Here is an 18377-nt window from a genome sequence, read left to right as displayed (position 1 = left end):
TTTTGGTTTTTATCAAAAATAATCCCTGGAAATCGCTATGGAATTATCAGGATTATTCTGTGGTAAAAACGTACATCTTGCCATATTCTGCTCTTTTGCCAAAAAGTTCAACGAGATTACTGCAAGAATTGCGGGGTTTTGCAAAGAAAAATCAGGGGAAATGATGATTTTTGCCGTATAAATCCGTAGCCATGATCAAATATTACAACATCAACGGCCAACAAACGCCCGTTGAGAACGCTTACCTGCACGTATCCGACCTCAGCATCCTGCGGGGTTACGGCATTTTTGACTATTTTCTGGCGCGGGAGGGGCATCCACTTTTTCTGGATGATTACCTCAATCGTTTTTACCGCTCAGCGCAGGAGTTGTACCTGGAAATCCCCTTCGACAAGGCTACGTTGAGGCAGCAGATCTATGCCCTATTGGCTGCGAATGAAGTACAGCAAGCGGGCATTCGACTGGTACTCACAGGTGGTTATTCCCCCGATGGCTACACCCCAGTCAGCCCCAATTTGCTCATAATGATGTACGACCTTCCGGCAAGCGCCTGGGAGTTCTCAGCTCAGGGCATCAAAATCATCACCCATCCTTTTCAGCGTGAATTGCCGGAAGTTAAAACCATCAACTACTCGACAGGGATACGGATGCTCAAAACCATAAAAGAACGGGGAGCTACGGATCTGATTTATGTAGAACATGGCGAATGGATCCGGGAATCCGCCCGCTCCAATTTTTTCCTGGTGCTCAAAGATGATCGGATTGTCACCGCGGATGAAAAAATCCTCTGGGGCATTACGCGGCGGCAGGTGATCGATGCAGCCCGCGAGGCGGGATACGTGGTGGAAGAACGTCCCATCCACGTCAGCGAACTGGCTGAGGCCAAGGAGGCTTTTTTCACCAGTACCATCAAAGGGGTAATGGCGATCGGGCAAATTGATGAGTTGGTATTGGGAGATGGGAATATTGGAAAGGTGACGAAGGCGTTGCAGGACTTGTTTGTGGAGAAGGTGAAGGGGTATTTGGCGGGAATTGGAGACTAAGTCACCATTTGGATACAACAACGTTCTCGATGTTGGAAAAATGTGCGTCTCGGGTTGTTAACTCTAAATCATATTGCATTGCCATTGCTGCAATCCAAATGTCATTTTCGGGAATGGGCATACCTTTCCGTTTTGGTTCACTTTTAATCTGACCATAATAATTAGCTGTATACTCGTCACAATCTAGAATTGGTATTTCTAGTTTGAATGCTTCTATTCGTTCTATATTTGCCTGCTTTTTGCTAGAGTTGTATGCACCGTAATAAAGTTCTCCGATAACTATTGCTGGCAGGTAAATTTCGGATGCCAGAGCTACCTTTTCACTAACGGAAGCATCGCCACTGAATAATGCGATTACAATATTGGTATCCAGAAGAAATTTACCATTCATTATGATCAATTTGGGAAGAGTCTAATAAAGCTTCCTCAAATTCTTTAGTGTCATTTGAGTCAAATATCCCCGCAAACTTTAAAATGCCCCTACTTTGATGTGATGAAGATGGCAATTGCATCGCATTGATAAAATCTAACAACTTATACTGCTGCACTAACGACATTTTGCGAAGTGCATTGACAATTGATTCTTGAATTTCAATTTCTGGCATAGTTTGGTAATTGCATTGTGAGTAAATGTGACTTCAAGAACAAACTCCAATTTCTAAATTTAAAAAATAAAAAACAAGCTTAAAGTTAAGCTAAGCTTTAATGAGAGCCCTACTCTGCGATAGTATAGCGGATGATTTTTTTCAATTTCCCAAAGTCATCGAGATTATCATTAGTAATTTCAGTCATCTCGTATTGGTTTTTTTTAATCTTGCGGATGCGGCTAGAAAAATGTGGTTCTGGAAAATAGGTATCATAAGCGCAATATTCTACCTCTTTCCAGGTGCTTTTTTTATCACATCTTAACAAAATGAGTGTTTTGTATCTACTGGCACAGGAAGTATAATACAACCCAAACTCTATCCATCCATCTTCATCGATATCGCCAATTGAAAACAAACATTCTAGGTTTGCACACAAGGTATTAATTTTGATTCGAGGGATGAGTGGATCTGAAAATACAAACGCTATCCCATCCTCATACCCATAATCATGTGAGTACATCAATTCCGGCATCAACTGTACAGAGTCTATCCGACGGTCTCCATTGACGTCCCCTACAATTTTAACTTTTTTGAAGGTGTCCAAATTATCGGTTAAGTATTCAAGCAAGACGAGTACGTTCGAATCCTTGATATGCCGTTTGACAAGAGGATGTAACAAAGGAGAGTTCAATAACTTCGTCTTTAAATGCTGAGGAGTATATCTATCTTTTAATGAAAGGCTATCCTTGGTGCTGGCGGTCAGATTTATGGGCTTATCATTTTTTGAATTGTGGCAAAAGCACAATGCAAGGATCGAGAAAACACAGAATAAGACCCTTCTCATGATTCAACCTTTAGGTTCAATTTCTTCAATGGTTGTAAAGCCGGCTAAGGTGCTTCTATAGTGTCTGTGGTTTCTTAGGTGGTAAAAAATAAACACAAGAGCATATTTTTTACCACCTTAGAAACCACAGACACCTTAGGTTCACCTCAGGAAGCTTTGCTTACTTCTCCGACATCGACACCCCACTCTTCTTCACCATCGGCAACCTCACCTGCGAAGGATACTGCGCCGAATGATGCACATTGTTGTGCGCCACTAAACCTACCGCTTCATCATAATTGTTCCCACCCGTATTCATGTTCCGATCAAAACGGGGGAAGTTGCTGCTGGAAATTTCGATGCGGATGCGGTGCCCTTTTTGGAAAAAGTTACTGGTCGACATGGCGCTCAGTTCGAGTTTGTACACCTTGCCTTTTTCCATAAACACCTCCTTCTCGTAACCCTCGCGGTAGCGCACCCGTTGAATGGTTTCATCCAGGTTGTAGGCTTTGCCGTCGGGATACACATCGATCAATTTGATGGTAAAGTCGGTGTCTTTCACATCCGAAGAAATGTAGAGCGTCGTTTCAATAAAGCCACTCACCTCTACCCCTTCTGCCAAGGGTTCGGTAGTGTACACCAGAATATCGTTGCGGGTTTCCATTTTTTGCTGGTCAAAAGCGCCACCTTGCACGGCGGTGCCGGTACAGCACACGTTGCCGCCGTAGGATGGAACCGGATTCTGCGGGTCGTAAGCAAAGGCATCGGGTGCATCCTTGGCCGGAGCTGTTGTACCCAACTTGCCATCGCCGTACAAACTATTCGCTTTGCCTCCACTGTTGAGGAAATAGGTGGTCATCTGTGCAGTAGCAGGCGGCCAAACCTCGGAGGATTGCCACTTGTTCAAACCCATCGTGTAGTATTGCACCTTAGGTGTTTTGGTCAAAATCCCGTTTTGTTCCCCTTTCAACCAATAATCAAACCAGCCGTAGGTCAACTCATCGTAATTCAGGCGGGCGTCACCTACACTGCGCTCGCCTACGATGGTGTTTTCGGTGGCCCGCTTGTAGGAACAGTGCAGGACGGGGGCAATCACCAGGTACTGATTGTTGCGCACATTGGGGTCTTTGGCCGTGGCGCGGACGTGGTTGTACAAAGCAATGTTGGGGCTGCTCGATACATCATACCAGGATACAAACCAGAACCCCGGGCGCTCGATCGGCATATTGTCGTGGTAAAGCCCACCCTTGTACCAGTCGGGATCATTGGGCTTGCGGCGGATCATCTTTTCGTATACGCCCACTGGGCCATTGGCATTTTTGATGATGTCTTGCAGGGGCAGGTGCGCCAAACCTTTGCCCCAATCAATCTTTGCCCGTTCAGGATCGAGGTCGAAAGAGCGAGAGGCCCGAATCAATTGCTCCTGGGTGGCGTCTTTAGGGAACATGGGGCGAATCACGTCATTTTGTACCCCAAACAACCAGGCGGTAAACAACATTTGTCCAGCCCCTCCGCGGTACCAGTTGCCTTGTTCGTAAAATTTACCAACCCGACCAACGCCAGCACCAAAACTTTGAGGGATAAAGGTCGTCAAGGCCGGGTGATTCAATCCGACCACGGCCATTTGCCATTCGGCAGTTGAAGAGCAACCAATCGGCGCAATTTTACCATTGCACCAACTTTGTTTCGACAACCAATCAACCGCGTCATAGCCATCGGTAGTCGGCGGCCCGAGGATATCCCAGTCGCCTTCCGAGAAGTAGCGGCCACGTTCGTTTTGTACGACATAAGCATAGCCGCGTTTCACGGCCTCCAATGCGGATTGATAGGTGCCATTGCGTTGCTCGCCGTCACCCCAGGAGTTGAAGTTGTAGGGCGTTTTGGAAAAAATGACGGGTACTTTTTGGGTGCCTTTGGGGCGGAAGATATCGGTGGCGAGGCGGATGCCATCGCGCATCGGCATCATTACTTTTTGATCAACAACTGCAATTTCTTGTAATTGTTTGAGCACATCGGTCTGCACGGCTGCGGCCTGCGACCAAAGTTTTGGCGTCATGAGCACGAAGCCCAAGAGCACATACCATAGTTGATTTTTCATACTAAAGCTGTCAAAGGAACGGAAACCAAATAAAGTTACATGTTGACTGAGCTCTTTTTTGATTTCCGTTCCTGGTTTCACAAAGTTGAAAGCTAAGCAATAGCTTGCAAAAATGGATGACCATTTTGCAGCTCACTGAAAAATAGCTGACAAAATCGGAAACTTCAGCTCATCGCTGAAAGCTATGAACGTTTCCCCAATTGCACATTCAAAAACAAGTTCAGAAACAAAGGCTGATTCTTCACATTGGGTGCAGTCTCTGTCTCGATCATGATGGGTACTTTTTGGAAGTAAAAATCGGCCATGATGCCTACTTCAAAAGCTTTGACGAATTCATCAAAAGCGCCCCAGTCAAAATGAAGGGCAACTTTGGCGTGGCCGCCAGGTAGGAAACGCGTTTCTCCCAGTCCTTTCGAAAAACCATCGGCACCATAAATGCTGTTGATGTCGAGGAAGCGAGCTTCATTCTCAACGGAATATTTTTCACTGCGGAAATTGCGGTTGAAATCCTCAGGTACGTAGCGCAGCAACAAGTAATAAGGCTTTAGAATCCCTAAACTGGCTCCAGCGGAATAATCCAGACCCAGTGCCAAACCCTTACGGCGTGCTTTTTCCGAGAGGTAGCGCTTTTCACCAAAAGTAGCACGTAGTGCATAAAAGTTATTTTGTTTGCCGTATACAAAGCCCCGGAAAGCGCCTTCCAAGGCAGCGATTTGATTGCTTTTGTTTTGGCGGGTTTCGCGCACGTGTTTGAGTTCACCCAACTCAATGCCCCAATAGGAGGTACGGTTGTAAGCCCGGATATTGCCAAACTGGACACCCGCAGCAATGCCATTGGTGTGGGGTTTGAAGTTGAAGGCAAATTCCTTGTTGTAAACGACACCTTTGCGGCTTTGGTAGTTGTTTTGGTTCAGGGAAAGCGTCTGTTGAGCGCTTGCCAAGAGAGGCAAAATCAAGGCCAGGCCCAGGATTATGTAGCGTATGTTGATGTTTTTCATTTTCTTAAGGTTATATTCGCTGAGATGGTATTAACTTTAAAACAAATCAGGGGATAAATGTTTAGCTACCCTTGATTTAAATGTACGATTTTTTGGAAAAAAGTGTACATTCTATGCTGGATTTTTCCAAAAAAGACAAATTTCTGTATGCAAATCACCATTTTTAGCACCAATCCTTCACCTCGCCTGGATTATGTACTCAAGGTTTTTTTTGAGCACCTGTCTTCACATACTTACACGTTTAATTACGACAAAAATAGCTATCGCAGATCTGCTGGAGCCAAAATAAATTACAGCAAAGTTTCACTTGATCCCGATGAACTGTGGATCGTCCCGGAAACTTTGCTGTTTCAAACCTGTCTGCAACAATACCCCATACAGGTAAATTGGGTGGAGGGTTGCCCATGGTTGAGTTTTGAAGAAAAAAATGCGGGACATTTGCCCGCTGATCCTTTTGCCAGTAGTTTTTACCTGTTGAGTCGTTATGAAGAATACCTGCCTTTTGTGGCGGATCAGCATGGTCGTTTTAGTGCGGCACAAAGTTTGGCTCAACGAGAAGGCTTTTTGCAAATGGCGGTGGTACAGCACTGGTTGAATGCCCTACTGGAAGCTTTGCAGCAAAAACATCCTGGCTTTGTACATACGCCACTGCCTTATGAGTTCGCGCCTACTTATGATGTGGATATGCCCTGGGCTTTTTGTTACCGACCCTGGTGGAAACACTGGGGTGGAAGCCTGAAGGACTTGCTTTCAGGGGAAAAAAAACGTTGGCAAGACCGCAGGCAAGCCCTTGAAAATCCTGCGGATGACCCATTTTATACTTTCCCTCAATTGTACAAATGGCATGAAAAATATGGCCTAAGCCCCCGTTTTTTCCTGTTGGTGGGCGATGCTGCACGATACGATACCAATCCATCCCCCGATTTGCCTGCCCAACAGGCACTCATTCGGGATTTGGCTGCGCGTTATCCCCTGGGCATTCACCCTTCTTACCTGTCCAATATTGAGCCTGAGCGGCTGACAATGGAGAAACAACGTTTGGAAAAAATAGTGGCTCAAACCATCACCCATAGCCGCCAGCATTTCCTCAAATTGTACTTGCCGGAAACTTACCGCCGCTTGATCGCAGCGGGCATCCAGGCCGATTATTCGATGGGTTATGCCGATGATACGGGATTCCGTGCGGGCACTGGGGTACCTTTCCCTTGGTACGACCTTGAGCGTGAAGAATGTACAAATTTAATGATACATCCCTTTGTAGCAATGGATGTAACCTTGCAACAATACCTTGGGTTCAATGCGGATGAAGCCTACACCCGTCTTAAAGATTTGCACCGGGAAGTAAAGCAGGTAAGTGGGCCATTTTGCCTGCTTTGGCACAATAGCTCTTTTTATGCCGAAGATGGTTGGGGAGGATGGGGTGAAATGTATGAGCGTGTGGTCCAAATTGCAAAAACAGGCACAATCTAGAATTATTATACTTCTTTTCGAAGGTGACCACTAGGGTGTCTATGGTGTCTAAGGTGGTGAAAAAGAAAAAACCCTGCGGAGCAGGGCAAATGTATTCACCACCTTAGACACCCTAGTGGTCACTTCAGATTCATTCGGCCAAAAACTGAAAAACCCGCTCCAAGGGCTGCACCACTGGCGAATTATCTGCATTCACCTCCATGATGTCTGCCATGTAATCCCACCATTCGCGCATGACAGGCAAACCCGGCAACAGGTCTACACTGTGATCTACCCGGCGCTTCTGATAGGCAAAAAGCTGCCCAGTACGGGGTTCCAAAAAGATTTGGTAATCCAAAATCCCCGCCTCTTTGATTGCAGCGGATAATTCGGGCCAGATTTCGTCGTGGCGGCGTTGGTATTCTACCTCATTGCCTTTGATGAGGTAGAGTACAAATGCGATTTCTTCAGTTTTTGTCATGATGGTGAACGCTTTACAAACGTTGAAACATCAATTTTACTGGCCCTTTCAGCCCCGAAGGGACTGGCACCCAATTGGAAGCATCAAAAGGCTGGTAGCGGATGTCTACAATATTGATGTCGTAGAATTTTTTCCAGGGTGTTTTTTGCCGATCCAGGTAACGCACCCGATTGGCTGATAGGTTGGTCACCTCGATCTGGATGGTATTTTCTTTTTGCAAAACCCCTTCTGGTACGTTGAGCACAAAAGGCAAACACCACACTGGCCCCAGGTCGCGGCCATTGATGATTACTTTCGCCATTTCCCGTACATCGCCCAGGTCGAGCCGCGCAGGCTTCCCAACCTGGAATTCTGGCAATGAAAAACTCAGGCTGTAACGTCCGGTTCCGCTGAAGTACTGGGCCAGGGTATCAGGGGCCTGCGTCCAGGAAGCGAGCGTGTCGGCTTGGTAGCCTTTGGGTACAAAGGGTTTGCCACTCACAAATTCCACTTTCCATGGCCCCGTAAAATCCTTCACATCTGCCTCTTCAAAGGGGAGTGGCCAACGGGTTAGCGTACTGTCGGCCTGATCCAGGGTCTCGACGAAGATGCTGGCGCCGGGAGCCAGTTGCAAAAAGGTTTCAATGCTATTAGGGCCCATGGTTTTGAAGCCTTCCCAACCGCTTTGCTGGCTCAAAGGGTCGTATAATTTTACCATTTTGGCATTGCTTGCCAAACGGACTCTGCCTTCCTTGAAACGCCCAGACAAGTTGCTGATGAAGTACAAAGTGCCTTTGTCCGTTTTTTTACGGATAAAAGCCAATCCCTTTTCGGCCAATAATTCGCGGCGAACGCCAGCCTTGTTTAGGGCCGCCCCCAAATCCCGGACAAGGGTGATTTGAAAATTCGACATCAAAGTTTGCATGGTTTTTTGCCGCTCGGCGTAATTGTTCCAGCCATTCACCGTACGGGGTAATCTGGCTTCAAATAGAATCGAGGCACCAGCCTGCTTTAGACGCGCCAAGGCCTGGAGTGTAGCTAGCGGGATATACTCGGTTATGGGCAAAACCAAAGACTTGTAACGGGTACCGCCAGTAGAAACCAAGTCTCCATTTTCAAATTTTAAACCCTGAATTTGCCGATCGGAAACAAAATCAAAAGCCAAACCTTGTGCGCTCATCCAGGCAGAAGTTCGCCCAAAAGGACTGTCTTTTATGTCATGTACCATGGAGTGAACTTCCATTGGGTGGGTTTTGCCTTTGCGCCCAGCTGCATGCCAAACGTCGTAAATAGGGAAATAGAGCAACACATCGTTGTCTGGTTTGGCAGCCTGCAAGCGGCTTTGGCTGCGCTCGATGTAGGCGTTCAGTTGTGGCAAAAACGGCCAGAAATGGCTTTGTTGGTTAAAATTGGTCGAAGCGTAAAACAACCAACCCGGAAACTCGGCACCCGGTGGAGAATAAGGTACGCCGTGGTAAAAAATGTGATTAACCCCCGATACCAAACACTCGTCTACAATCGGTTTGACTTGGGAGAGAGCCACTTTGAAGTGGTTGCCCAGCCAGGTGGCGGTTTCACAGGACACCATTTTGCGCCCTGCAACATGCGCTGCCGAGGCTGCCCACTTGATCACAAAGGCATCGGGTTCGCCAAAACGTTTGACTTCATAATCGGGGTCTACACGGTAACCGGGAATGCCATAGGGTTTGCTGCCAAAAAACTCGGTTTCGGGTACGTCGGAAGCAGCGTAAAGGTCGAGTAGGTTGGCGGGAGCGCCGTGGGCTTCGTTGCGCACAATTTTGCCAAACTGCTTGCCCAGAGCCATCAGGGGTTTGGTGAAATCTTCCAGCAAGACGTCGGAAATGGTCTCGTGGTAGTCGGCCCAAATCCGTTTTTCGCGGTCAGACCGAGCAGTATCCTGTGCCAGTACATCCAGGTTGCTGAGCAGGTCATAGCCGCGCAATTGTTGGAATTTTTGCACAAAAGTGCTGGTCCAGTTGGCACCGTATACTTCATAGGAGTCGTTGTAAAAAGCGCGCACGCCATAGTTTTTGGCCACAAAAACCTGGGCAAAGGTTTGAAAGTAGGTTTTGATGGCTGTGGCGTTGAAGTGATCAAGTACCCAACCTTCGGCGCCAGGGGCTGCCCGTTTTACTTTTTGCCCGGTAGGCAATTGGTACAGGGCGTAGAGGTTACTTTCCTGTGGGTGTTCCCAGGTTATGCCTTTACTGATGTCGAGTTTTTGCAGGAAAGCCTTGCGGGAATAAGCCGAAACTGCAATGAGTTTGGCGTTTTTCCACTTTTCAGGAACGGCGGGCAACTGGGTGATTTTTTCATTGGCCTTTACATCGATGCTTTGCACTTGAAAGGCTTGAGCGGCATCTTGTGGCTTGACTTGTGCGCCCCCAAAAGGCCAGCCAGTACCCAGGGTCATGTCGATGCCCAAACCCAGTCTTTTGGCCTCCGTACAGGTGTAATCCAGCATGGCCAACCACTGCGGACTGAGGTAAGGGATAAAATTGGCTTCTTCCCCCTTGACGCCGTAAATGGGAATGATGTGCAAACCCCCAAAACCCGCCGCTGAAAAATCTTCGAGGTTTTTTTTGAGGTCGGCTTTGTTGACGGCACTGCCCATCCACCACCAGTAGGCCCAGGGCTTGGCGGAATTGACTTGGGCGCTGAGGAAAAAGGGAAGAATGAAGAGTAAGGATATCGTAGTGAAAAGCTTGGATAAGCTCTGCGAGCGAAAAAATGACTTGGACATGCGCTGTAGGTAATTTTGTTGAACAAGTTAGGGGGGTAAAGGTAAGATACTTTCCTGGGAAAATTGAAGCACAAAAGCGACATGATAGTAACGCAGATGAGGCGGATTGAGCAGATTTACGCGCTGCCATCATGTCGCTTTGGGAACGTATTATAGGTTAGACTTAAGCCAAAATCATCAGAATTGTATCAATTTCTTGATAACCAACCTACCTCGAGCCTAATGAAAAACAATTACGACACCTTCCCCCGCACCGCCAGCGGTTTCAAATCCGTCAACTCCGCAATGCTCACTTTCCGGTTTTGCTCAATGCTCTTCCGAGCGGCAATCCCGATCAGGCAAGACATCGCTCCATCCCGAGTCCCAGCCTTCAAACCGAACGGATCGGCCATATTTGGATCGCGGAAAATCATGTCGTGCATGCGTTTGTCGCCGCCGCCGTGGCCGCCTTTGAATTTAGGCACTTTGACCGATTCGTGCTTGCGCGAAAAATTGTCCATCACGATGATTTCCTCGTATTCGGTGGGCACTTCATTTTTGTTTTGGGTCATTTCCTGGGCGTGGCGATTGGCCTGATCCACACTTTCAAACACCCCGTGTTGGTAAGGAATGTCCTGCCAGGAATCCAGGCGGCCGTTGAAGCCGTTGAACGCAATGCGCCAACCTTCGTAGGGCGAATAGGTGGTAAGTGAATAATTCACGACCACCCCATTGGCGTATTGAATTTGTGCCGACATTTTATCGTAAATGTCAATTTCGGAGCGCCATACACAGCCGTCGCGGAAATAGCCGTCGTGCGCTTCGTTGTCGGTGTACAGGGCCGTGTAGTATTTGTCTTTGGTGACATCGTAGTAAAATTTACACTTGTCTTTGTGCTTACAGGAGCGGCACTTGATGCCCCGGAAGGAATTGTTGGCGCCGTAGTGATCCAGGCTACCAAAAGCGGTGACTGCAACTGGCTCGGAATTGATCCACCAGTTCAATAGGTCAAAATGGTGCGTTGCCTTGTGTACCCATAGCGAGCCACTACGCGATTTGATGCCATGCCAGCGGCGGAAATAATCCGAGCCGTGGTACACGTTGAGGAACCAGTTGAAATCCACCGAAACCAGTTTGCCCACCCGGTCCTGCATCAACAGCTCCTTGATTTTGGTCATGTGGGGGCCGTAGCGGTAGTTGAAACCGATGGTGACTTTCCGTCCCGTGCGGCGCTCGGCATCCAGAATGGCCTGGCATTTGATTTCGTCGGTAGTCATGGGTTTTTCAGAGATCACGTCCGAACCCATTTCCAAACCCTTGATGATGAACTCGTGGTGCGTGGCATCCACGGTGGTCACGATGAGCACATCCGGTTTTTGGGCGAGCATCATTTCTTCAAAATCGGTATAGGTCGGGCAAGTGGCACCGATGTGTTTTTTGGCGGCTTCTACCCGTCCGGGGTTGATGTCGCACAATCCCACAAACTCAACCATGTCACCATAGTTGTCCAGTACGGTTTTGCCCCAAAATCCGGTGCCTCTGCCCCCGGTACCCACCATGGCGAGGCGCTTTTTTGCCCCTAAATTCGACATCCCCGTCAAGTTGGGGGCTGCCAATACACCTCCGGCTGCTACCGAGGCTGCTTGGATAAATTCTCTTCTGTGCATAGTGCTTATAGTTTAAAGTTGAAGGGGTATCGTGTTGAAATGATATATGCCGATGGATGACTTGTGCGATACAAGTCAGCAACTGCCAGAGCCCATTGGGGCACCCTAGCGGTTATTTGGTAAGTAGTAGTAGAAAAAAACGTGTAGTAGTAAATGGAAGACGAATAACATTAAAAAATAGCAATGCAAGGTTACGAAATTTAGAGTAAAAAACTTTCCTGTGCTGTCCTGTAATAATGCCTGAAATCAAAATAATATTTTAAGTAATCAGGATAGCACAGGAGAGTCTCTCTTATTCGTTGCTTAATTTTTTATTCCTACAATAAATGCATTGTTGCTGCATAGGTAAAAAGACGAGGCGAAATTTTTATTTAGACTTGCCTAAATAAAAATTTATGCTTACCTTAGTGTCGTATTCCCTTAAAATCACTCAATCATATGCTAGCTCGCTATACATTCCTTTTTTTGCTGTTGTTTCCAGGACTTGTTATAAGCCAAACGGCTCGTTTGCAAGGTAAAATCCTGCATGAAAATAATCCATTGCCATATGCCCATGTACAAGTGAAGGGCACTGCCTGGGGCGCCATCAGCGCTGACGATGGTTCCTTTGTGATCGAAAACATGGCAAAGGGGCAGTATGAGCTCCATGTCTCTGCTCTGGGGTATCAGGCATTTTCTCGTTCGATTGAGCTGCAAGATGCCTCACTGGACCTGGGCAGCATCGAATTGCAAGAGGATGTGCTGGGTTTGCAGGAAGTAGTGGTGACTGGGGCAATGAAAGAAACCTTTATCAAAGATTCGCCAGTCAAAATAGACGTGATCACCCATCAGTTTTTGCTGCGCAATAGTGCCCCCACCAACCTCACCGAAAGCATCAAAATGATCAACGGCGTGCAGGAAACGGTGGCTTGTGGGGTCTGTTTTACCAATAGTTTTAGCATCAATGGTTTACCGGGAGCATATACGGCGGTGTTGATTGATGGAACTCCGCTGTATGGCAATTTATCCGCGGTTTACGGACTAAATGGCATCCCCTCCACCTTTATCGAACGCATCGAAGTGATCAAAGGGCCCAACTCCACCCTTTATGGCTCCGAAGCGGTGGCTGGGGTCATCAACGTCATCACCAAAGACCCGGCGCGCCAACCCAAATTCGGCCTGAGCACCATGCTGACTACGCACGGCGAGTCTTACGGGACCTTGAGTTTCGCTCCCAAAGTGGGCAAATGGAATACCTATTGGGGCCTCGATTGGGGATACAGCAATTCCTTCTCCGATGAAAATGGCGACGGCTTCAGCGACCGGATCCACCTGGATCGTTATACAGTGTTCAGCAAATGGTCGATGGAGCGCCCGGAGAAGCGGCGCTTCAATATTTTTGGTAAATTATATTACGAGGATCGCCGCAATGGAGTAGCCGAATTTTTAAAAAATCGGGCTTATCGCGACATTCGCGGCAGTGATTATTATTACGGTGAAAGCATTTACACCCAGCGTGCGGAAGTGTTTGGTACCTATGATTTGGCTACCTCTACCCGCATGTGGATCGACTTTGCCTTTAACAACCATGACCAAAACAGCTATTACGGTGCCGACCTGTACAAAGCAGAGCAACAAGTGGGTTTTACCAACTTCATCTGGAACCCCCAATTGAACAAACATGACCTATTGATAGGCCTGACCAATCGCCTGCAACGTTACGACGACAATACGGTAGCCACCCCCAATGGTGCCGACCTGCAATACATTCCAGGCGTATTTGTGCAGGATGAATGGACCATTCAACCCAAAATGACCCTACTCTTGGGTTCTCGACTGGATTTGTACCAAGGCAGCGGCCCGATTTTTTCTCCCCGCCTTAATTTCAAATACAAAACGGGCGATTGGACCACCTGGCGCTTGAATGCGGGCACGGGTTTCCGCTTGGTCAATTTATTCACCGAGGATCATGCCTTTGTCACCGGGCAGCGGGAAGTAGTGATCACCGAAAACCTGAACCCAGAGCGCTCTTACAATTTTTCCCTCAACTACAACCATATTTTCACCATGGGTGAAAGCCAGGGCTCAGTAGACATCGATGCCTTTTTTACCCATTTTATCAACAAAATTATTCCCAGCTACGACACTCCCGGTAAAATCATTTACGCCAATACCGAAGGGTATGCCCAAACCCGGGGTATCAATATTTCTTTACAACAGCAGTTCCGTTTCCCGCTGAGTTATACTTTGGGGGCCAGTTTTTTGCGCAGCACACAGTACGATGCAGTTGAAAATGGCAATTTTGAAACCCGGGCGATTCCCTTTGCACCAGCCTGGACTGGCTTGTCTGTGGTCAATTACCGCTTCAAAAAAGCGGGCATTACTTTGGCTTACACCGCCAATTGGACGGGAAGTATGGCCTTGCCAGAAGTATTTGATCTGGACCCAGCCGGGCAGCCACTATCTACCCCCCGACCTACCCGCTCGCCGATTTTTTCGGTGCACAATTTTCAGGTGATCAAAACCCTGGCGAAGGGAAAACTGGATGTATTCACAGGGGTTCAAAACCTATTTGACTACCGGCAAGTCTATTCCCCATTGGTAGGATTTAATGACCCACAAAGCCAGCCGGGTTTTAGCAATTACTTTGACACTGCGTATGCATTTAGCCCCATTCATGGACGAGAATTTTATTTGGGGGTACGTTGGTCACGCTGATTCCAAAAAAATCTGCTAAATTTCCAGTCTGAAAGTGTATTAGACTGGAACACTATGAAACAACTACTATACGTCCTTTCCAGCCTTATGCTGGGCAATGTACTCTCTGCACAGGTGAATTTTGATGTACTCATCAAAAATGGCCTGCTGGTAGATGGCACTGGTCAACCACGGATCAAGATTGACATTGGCATACGCGATGGTAAAATTGCGGCCATGGGTGGCTTGGGCGCTTCCAAGGCTACAACGGTCATCGACGCGACCGGTAAAATCGTCTGCCCGGGTTTCATCGATGTACACACTCATATCGAAGGCAGCATCCAAAGCAATCCGAGCGCGGCCAATTTTCTCTTCGATGGCGTGACATCGCTAGTTACGGGCAATTGTGGCAATTCCGCAAAAGACTTAAATGCCTTTTTTCAGGAACTCGAAAAATTGGGCATCGCTGCCAATGTAGGCGCATTGGTCGGGCACAATACCATCCGCAGCGAAGTGATGGGTTCGGTCAATCGGGCACCCAGCGCCAAGGAATTGACCCAAATGCAGGAACTGATGACCAAGGCCATGAAAGACGGTGCTTTAGGTCTGTCTACGGGGCTGATTTACATCCCCGGCACTTTTGCCAAAACCGATGAAATTGTCGCCCTGGCCAAAATTGCGGCCCAATACAAGGGCATTTACGCTTCCCACATTCGCCATGAAGACCACCGGGTGTTTGATGCAGTGGAAGAAGCGGTTACCATCGGGCGGGAAGCCAAAATTCCCGTCGAAATTTCTCACCTCAAAGTAGCTGGCAAAGCCTCCTGGGGGAAAAGTGAGGCCCTGATCAGCAAACTGTACGACTACCGCAGCGCGGGCATTGATGTGATGGTCGACCAATATCCCTATACCGCCAGCAGCACCACCCTGAGTACCCAAATCCCGGAATGGGCTTTGGGTGGCGGGAACGATTCGCTTAAAATCCGTCTGGCCAATCCCAAGACCAAAGCTCGAATCATAACCGAAATGAAAAAAATGTTGGCAGAAAGTGGCGCTGAAAACTACAGCTTTGCCGTGATCGCCAATTGCCCTTGGGATACAACCTTGAATGGAAAATCCATTCCTCAAGTTACTCAAAAGCAGAAAGGGGACACTTACAATTTGGATGATGAAATTGAAACCGTGCTCAAACTCTGCGCCCGTGGGCCCCGGGTACAAATGGTTTTTCACAAAATGGGGGAGGAGGATGTCAAAAAAATCATGCAATTTCCCTATTGTATGATCGCTTCGGATGCGGGGGTGGCCAGTTTTGGCCGCAGCATGTTGCACCCTCGCGCTTATGGCACCAACGCCCGGGTTTTGGGCACCTACGTACGTGAACAAAAAATCATGGCCCTGGAAGAAGCCATCCGCAAAATGACTGTACTGCCCGCTACCCGCTTCAATTTGGCCGACCGTGGCCAGTTACAACCCGGTAAAGCTGCTGATATTTTGATCTTTGACCCCAATAAAATCAACGCTCCTGCAACTTTTGATCAACCCCATGCCTATTCTACGGGTATGGAATACGTTTTTGTCAATGGAATTGCCGTTATAGCATCAGGACAACTGACTGGAAAAAAACCAGGAATCATCCTTAAAGGGTTCCAGGGTTCCAAGGTCCCATAGTTCCAAGGTTAACCCCAACTCTGGAACTTTGGAACCCTGGAACCACAGAACCTTGTTTGTCCCAAAAACCTATCCATATTATGAATAAACTTCTCCTCCTCCTCGGCTTTTGTTTTTTTGCCTGCATTGAACTTTCCGGGCAAAACCTGGTTATGGCCGCCCAATTCACCAAGGAAGGCGACATCGCTTTTACCGAAAAAAAATACAACAAGGCCATCAAGCTGTACAAGCAGGCGCTGATCATCAGTGACAGTTTACATCCAGCCCGACGTGGGATGGGTGCCGCATTTGAGCAGATGGGCAACTACAAAGAAGCGCTCAGTGCCTACCTCAAGGTGGTGGAACTAAGCCCCAAGTTTTCCCGGGCGGTCTATTATGAAATTGGCCAATTGTATTATAAACTGGGGCAAAAAATGCGGGCAGTAACCTATTTTCAGCAGTTTCAACGCCTGCAATTGCTCGAAGACCTTTCTTTCACCGTCAATGGGCTGCATGAACGAGAACTGGAAGCGGGCTACCTCGAAAAACTGCCCAACAACATTCGTGCCTGTACCGTTTCCCAAGACACCAACGTATTGCTCAAAGACGTGAGCATTTACAACCTGGGTTCCAACATCAACGACAAACACGACCAATATTTCCCGTGCCTCACCAATGACCAATCCCTGCTTTTTTACACCCGGATGAGTGCCACTGGCCGCGACGAAGATTTGTACTACAGCATCCATGAAGTCAATGGCTGGCGCAGAGGCGAGAACGTAGGAAGTACCTTCAATACCAAATTGGACGAGGGCATGAGCACCCTGGTGCGCGATGGGCGGCGGATGTTTTTTACCGCCTGCAAACGAGAAGACGTGATTGGGGTATGTGACATTTGGGAAGCCCAAATTGAGGGGCACGAAATCAAGGAAGTGAAACCTATTCAAGGCCACCCCAACTCCGAAAAATGGGAATCACAAGCCGCCATCAGCTGTGATGGCCGGACCCTGTATTTTTCGAGTATTCGTGAGGGTGGGCTTGGTGGTGCCGACATTTGGTACAGCAAAAAAATGCTGGATGGCAACTGGAGCCCTCCGATGAACATGGGGCCCAGCATCAATACCACCGAGGATGAAGAATCACCTTTTATTTCCAATGATGGCCGCACTCTGTTTTTTACCTCCACTGGTCACCTGAGCCTTGGCGACCAGGATATTTTTATGAGTTTTTTGAACGAAAAAGGGGTGTGGGAACTACCGACCAACCTGGGGCCAGAGATCAATTCGCCCTTCACCGAACGCTGCTTTTTCTTATCCGCAGATGGTCGTACTGGCTATTTTGCTTCCAACCGGCCCGAGGGTTTTGGGGGAATGGACATTTACCAGGTACAATTCAAAGACCCATTGTACAGTGAACCTATGACTTTTGTGGAGGGCTTTGTAAAAGATTCAATATCGGAAAAACCCGTGCAAACCATTGTCAAAATCACTGATCGGGAATCTATCCAAACCGATAAGGATGGGCGATTTTTTATTTGCCTGCCCTCGATCTCCCTTTTGCATACCGAAGCCAGCGTGAATGGATACCTGCCTTATAGTCGTAATTTCAATATTCCAGTTTGGGATAACAAACGGTTTTATTCCCTTGAACTCCGCCTGCAACCTGTGTATGTAAAACCTCCGGATGTTCCCAAAACCAAGACCAATATCAATGGGAGCAGCGATACTACGGTTACCGCTATGAAAGTCCGCAAGCCCCAACGCTACAACAAAAGTTTTTTGTTCAAATTTGACAGCGACGAAATGGAGATAAATGAACAAGATAAGTTGGATGCATTTATCGCGACCATTGCAGGTAAAGAAGTACAACGCATTGAAATAGATGGGTATGCCGACGACATTGGGAACAATGGCTACAACCTCGAATTGTCGGAAAAAAGGGCCAAAAGAATCGCCCTGTATTTGGTGGACAAAGGTTACCCAGTCACGCGAATCGCCCTCAAAGGGTATGGCGAAAATACCGACGAAGCCATCAAAAAACTCAATCGAAAAGTGGAGTTAAAAATCATTACTTTGGAATAAAGAAAAATCATTACTTGAATGTAGACAAAGCAATATTTATTTGTAGAAACGTTTTGTTATAGCAATGCGCGTGCGCCACTTGCATGTATAACTGCATCTATACAC

At 47.6% G+C, this 18377-nt stretch carries 13 protein-coding genes; 5 read left to right on the top strand and 8 right to left on the bottom strand.

The genetic code is table 11. The annotated features are described in order from the left end of the window. The first annotated feature begins 191 nt into the window (after positions 1-191). Complete coding sequence (locus tag ACEW9O_RS03320) at positions 192-1043, top strand: aminotransferase class IV (RefSeq protein WP_373548700.1); 852 nt, start codon at positions 192-194, stop codon at positions 1041-1043. Position 1044: 1 nt separating this feature from the next. On the opposite strand, the gene ACEW9O_RS03315 is transcribed toward ACEW9O_RS03320, so the two are convergent. The 5 genes from ACEW9O_RS03315 to ACEW9O_RS03295 all read right to left on the bottom strand — a co-directional run bounded on the left by ACEW9O_RS03315 (position 1045) and on the right by ACEW9O_RS03295 (position 5549). Beyond that, on the bottom strand, positions 1045-1434 hold the full coding sequence (locus ACEW9O_RS03315) for a type II toxin-antitoxin system VapC family toxin (protein WP_373548699.1): 390 nt from the start codon (positions 1432-1434) through the stop codon (positions 1045-1047). Further along, entirely contained in the window at positions 1424-1648 is a 225-nt protein-coding gene (locus ACEW9O_RS03310; protein ID WP_373548698.1) for a hypothetical protein, read from the bottom strand. The genes ACEW9O_RS03315 and ACEW9O_RS03310 overlap by 11 nt, the downstream gene beginning before the upstream one ends. Before the next feature lie 109 nt (positions 1649-1757). Then, on the bottom strand, positions 1758-2474 hold the full coding sequence (locus ACEW9O_RS03305) for a hypothetical protein (protein WP_373548697.1): 717 nt from the start codon (positions 2472-2474) through the stop codon (positions 1758-1760). Positions 2475-2634: 160 nt separating this feature from the next. After that, positions 2635-4509, bottom strand: a complete 1875-nt coding sequence (locus ACEW9O_RS03300; protein ID WP_373548725.1) for a CocE/NonD family hydrolase — start codon at positions 4507-4509, stop codon at positions 2635-2637. A 224-nt stretch (positions 4510-4733) separates the two neighbouring features. Then, positions 4734-5549, bottom strand: a complete 816-nt coding sequence (locus ACEW9O_RS03295; RefSeq protein WP_373548696.1) for a hypothetical protein — start codon at positions 5547-5549, stop codon at positions 4734-4736. A 147-nt stretch (positions 5550-5696) separates the two neighbouring features. Here ACEW9O_RS03295 and ACEW9O_RS03290 point away from each other — a divergent pair, with 147 nt between their 5' ends. Beyond that, positions 5697-7019 (top strand): polysaccharide deacetylase family protein, encoded by a 1323-nt coding sequence (locus ACEW9O_RS03290; RefSeq protein WP_373548695.1) that lies wholly within the window; start codon positions 5697-5699, stop codon positions 7017-7019. A 130-nt stretch (positions 7020-7149) separates the two neighbouring features. Here ACEW9O_RS03290 and ACEW9O_RS03285 read toward each other — a convergent pair whose 3' ends face one another. The 3 genes from ACEW9O_RS03285 to ACEW9O_RS03275 all read right to left on the bottom strand — a co-directional run bounded on the left by ACEW9O_RS03285 (position 7150) and on the right by ACEW9O_RS03275 (position 11868). Further along, positions 7150-7479, bottom strand: coding sequence for an L-rhamnose mutarotase (locus tag ACEW9O_RS03285; protein ID WP_373548694.1), 330 nt, complete (start codon positions 7477-7479; stop codon positions 7150-7152). A 13-nt stretch (positions 7480-7492) separates the two neighbouring features. Continuing rightward, positions 7493-10222: a glycosyl hydrolase gene (locus ACEW9O_RS03280; protein WP_373548693.1), complete on the bottom strand. Its 2730-nt coding sequence runs from the start codon at positions 10220-10222 to the stop codon at positions 7493-7495. A gap of 233 nt (positions 10223-10455) precedes the next feature. After that, on the bottom strand, positions 10456-11868 hold the full coding sequence (locus ACEW9O_RS03275) for a Gfo/Idh/MocA family oxidoreductase (RefSeq protein ID WP_373548692.1): 1413 nt from the start codon (positions 11866-11868) through the stop codon (positions 10456-10458). Between the two features lie 438 nt (positions 11869-12306). On the opposite strand from ACEW9O_RS03275, the gene ACEW9O_RS03270 reads away from it, so the two are divergent. The 3 genes from ACEW9O_RS03270 (at position 12307) to ACEW9O_RS03260 (ending at position 18272) form a co-directional block, all read left to right on the top strand. Next, positions 12307-14565 (top strand): TonB-dependent receptor domain-containing protein, encoded by a 2259-nt coding sequence (locus tag ACEW9O_RS03270; protein WP_373548691.1) that lies wholly within the window; start codon positions 12307-12309, stop codon positions 14563-14565. 54 nt (positions 14566-14619) lie between these two features. Next, on the top strand, positions 14620-16212 hold the full coding sequence (locus ACEW9O_RS03265) for an amidohydrolase family protein (RefSeq protein ID WP_373548690.1): 1593 nt from the start codon (positions 14620-14622) through the stop codon (positions 16210-16212). An 80-nt stretch (positions 16213-16292) separates the two neighbouring features. Then, positions 16293-18272 carry an OmpA family protein gene (locus tag ACEW9O_RS03260; RefSeq protein WP_373548689.1) on the top strand — a complete coding sequence of 660 codons (1980 nt, stop codon included), beginning with the start codon at positions 16293-16295 and terminating at the stop codon, positions 18270-18272. Positions 18273-18377 lie beyond the last annotated feature (105 nt).

Source organism: Haliscomenobacter sp., assembly GCF_041740695.1.
Classification (GTDB): Bacteria; Bacteroidota; Bacteroidia; order Chitinophagales; family Saprospiraceae; genus Haliscomenobacter.
Note: the sequence above shows the minus strand (reverse complement) of the source record. Positions and strands in the feature narration are given on the sequence as shown.

Coding starts and splice junctions, on each gene's coding strand:
- ACEW9O_RS03320 (WP_373548700.1), top strand. CDS start 192: ATGATCAAATATTACAACATCAACGGCCAACAAACGCCCGTTGAGAAC.
- ACEW9O_RS03315 (WP_373548699.1), bottom strand. CDS start 1,434: ATGAATGGTAAATTTCTTCTGGATACCAATATTGTAATCGCATTATTC.
- ACEW9O_RS03310 (WP_373548698.1), bottom strand. CDS start 1,648: ATGCCAGAAATTGAAATTCAAGAATCAATTGTCAATGCACTTCGCAAA.
- ACEW9O_RS03305 (WP_373548697.1), bottom strand. CDS start 2,474: ATGAGAAGGGTCTTATTCTGTGTTTTCTCGATCCTTGCATTGTGCTTT.
- ACEW9O_RS03300 (WP_373548725.1), bottom strand. CDS start 4,509: ATGACGCCAAAACTTTGGTCGCAGGCCGCAGCCGTGCAGACCGATGTG.
- ACEW9O_RS03295 (WP_373548696.1), bottom strand. CDS start 5,549: ATGAAAAACATCAACATACGCTACATAATCCTGGGCCTGGCCTTGATT.
- ACEW9O_RS03290 (WP_373548695.1), top strand. CDS start 5,697: ATGCAAATCACCATTTTTAGCACCAATCCTTCACCTCGCCTGGATTAT.
- ACEW9O_RS03285 (WP_373548694.1), bottom strand. CDS start 7,479: ATGACAAAAACTGAAGAAATCGCATTTGTACTCTACCTCATCAAAGGC.
- ACEW9O_RS03280 (WP_373548693.1), bottom strand. CDS start 10,222: ATGTCCAAGTCATTTTTTCGCTCGCAGAGCTTATCCAAGCTTTTCACT.
- ACEW9O_RS03275 (WP_373548692.1), bottom strand. CDS start 11,868: ATGCACAGAAGAGAATTTATCCAAGCAGCCTCGGTAGCAGCCGGAGGT.
- ACEW9O_RS03270 (WP_373548691.1), top strand. CDS start 12,307: ATGCTAGCTCGCTATACATTCCTTTTTTTGCTGTTGTTTCCAGGACTT.
- ACEW9O_RS03265 (WP_373548690.1), top strand. CDS start 14,620: ATGAAACAACTACTATACGTCCTTTCCAGCCTTATGCTGGGCAATGTA.
- ACEW9O_RS03260 (WP_373548689.1), top strand. CDS start 16,293: ATGAATAAACTTCTCCTCCTCCTCGGCTTTTGTTTTTTTGCCTGCATT.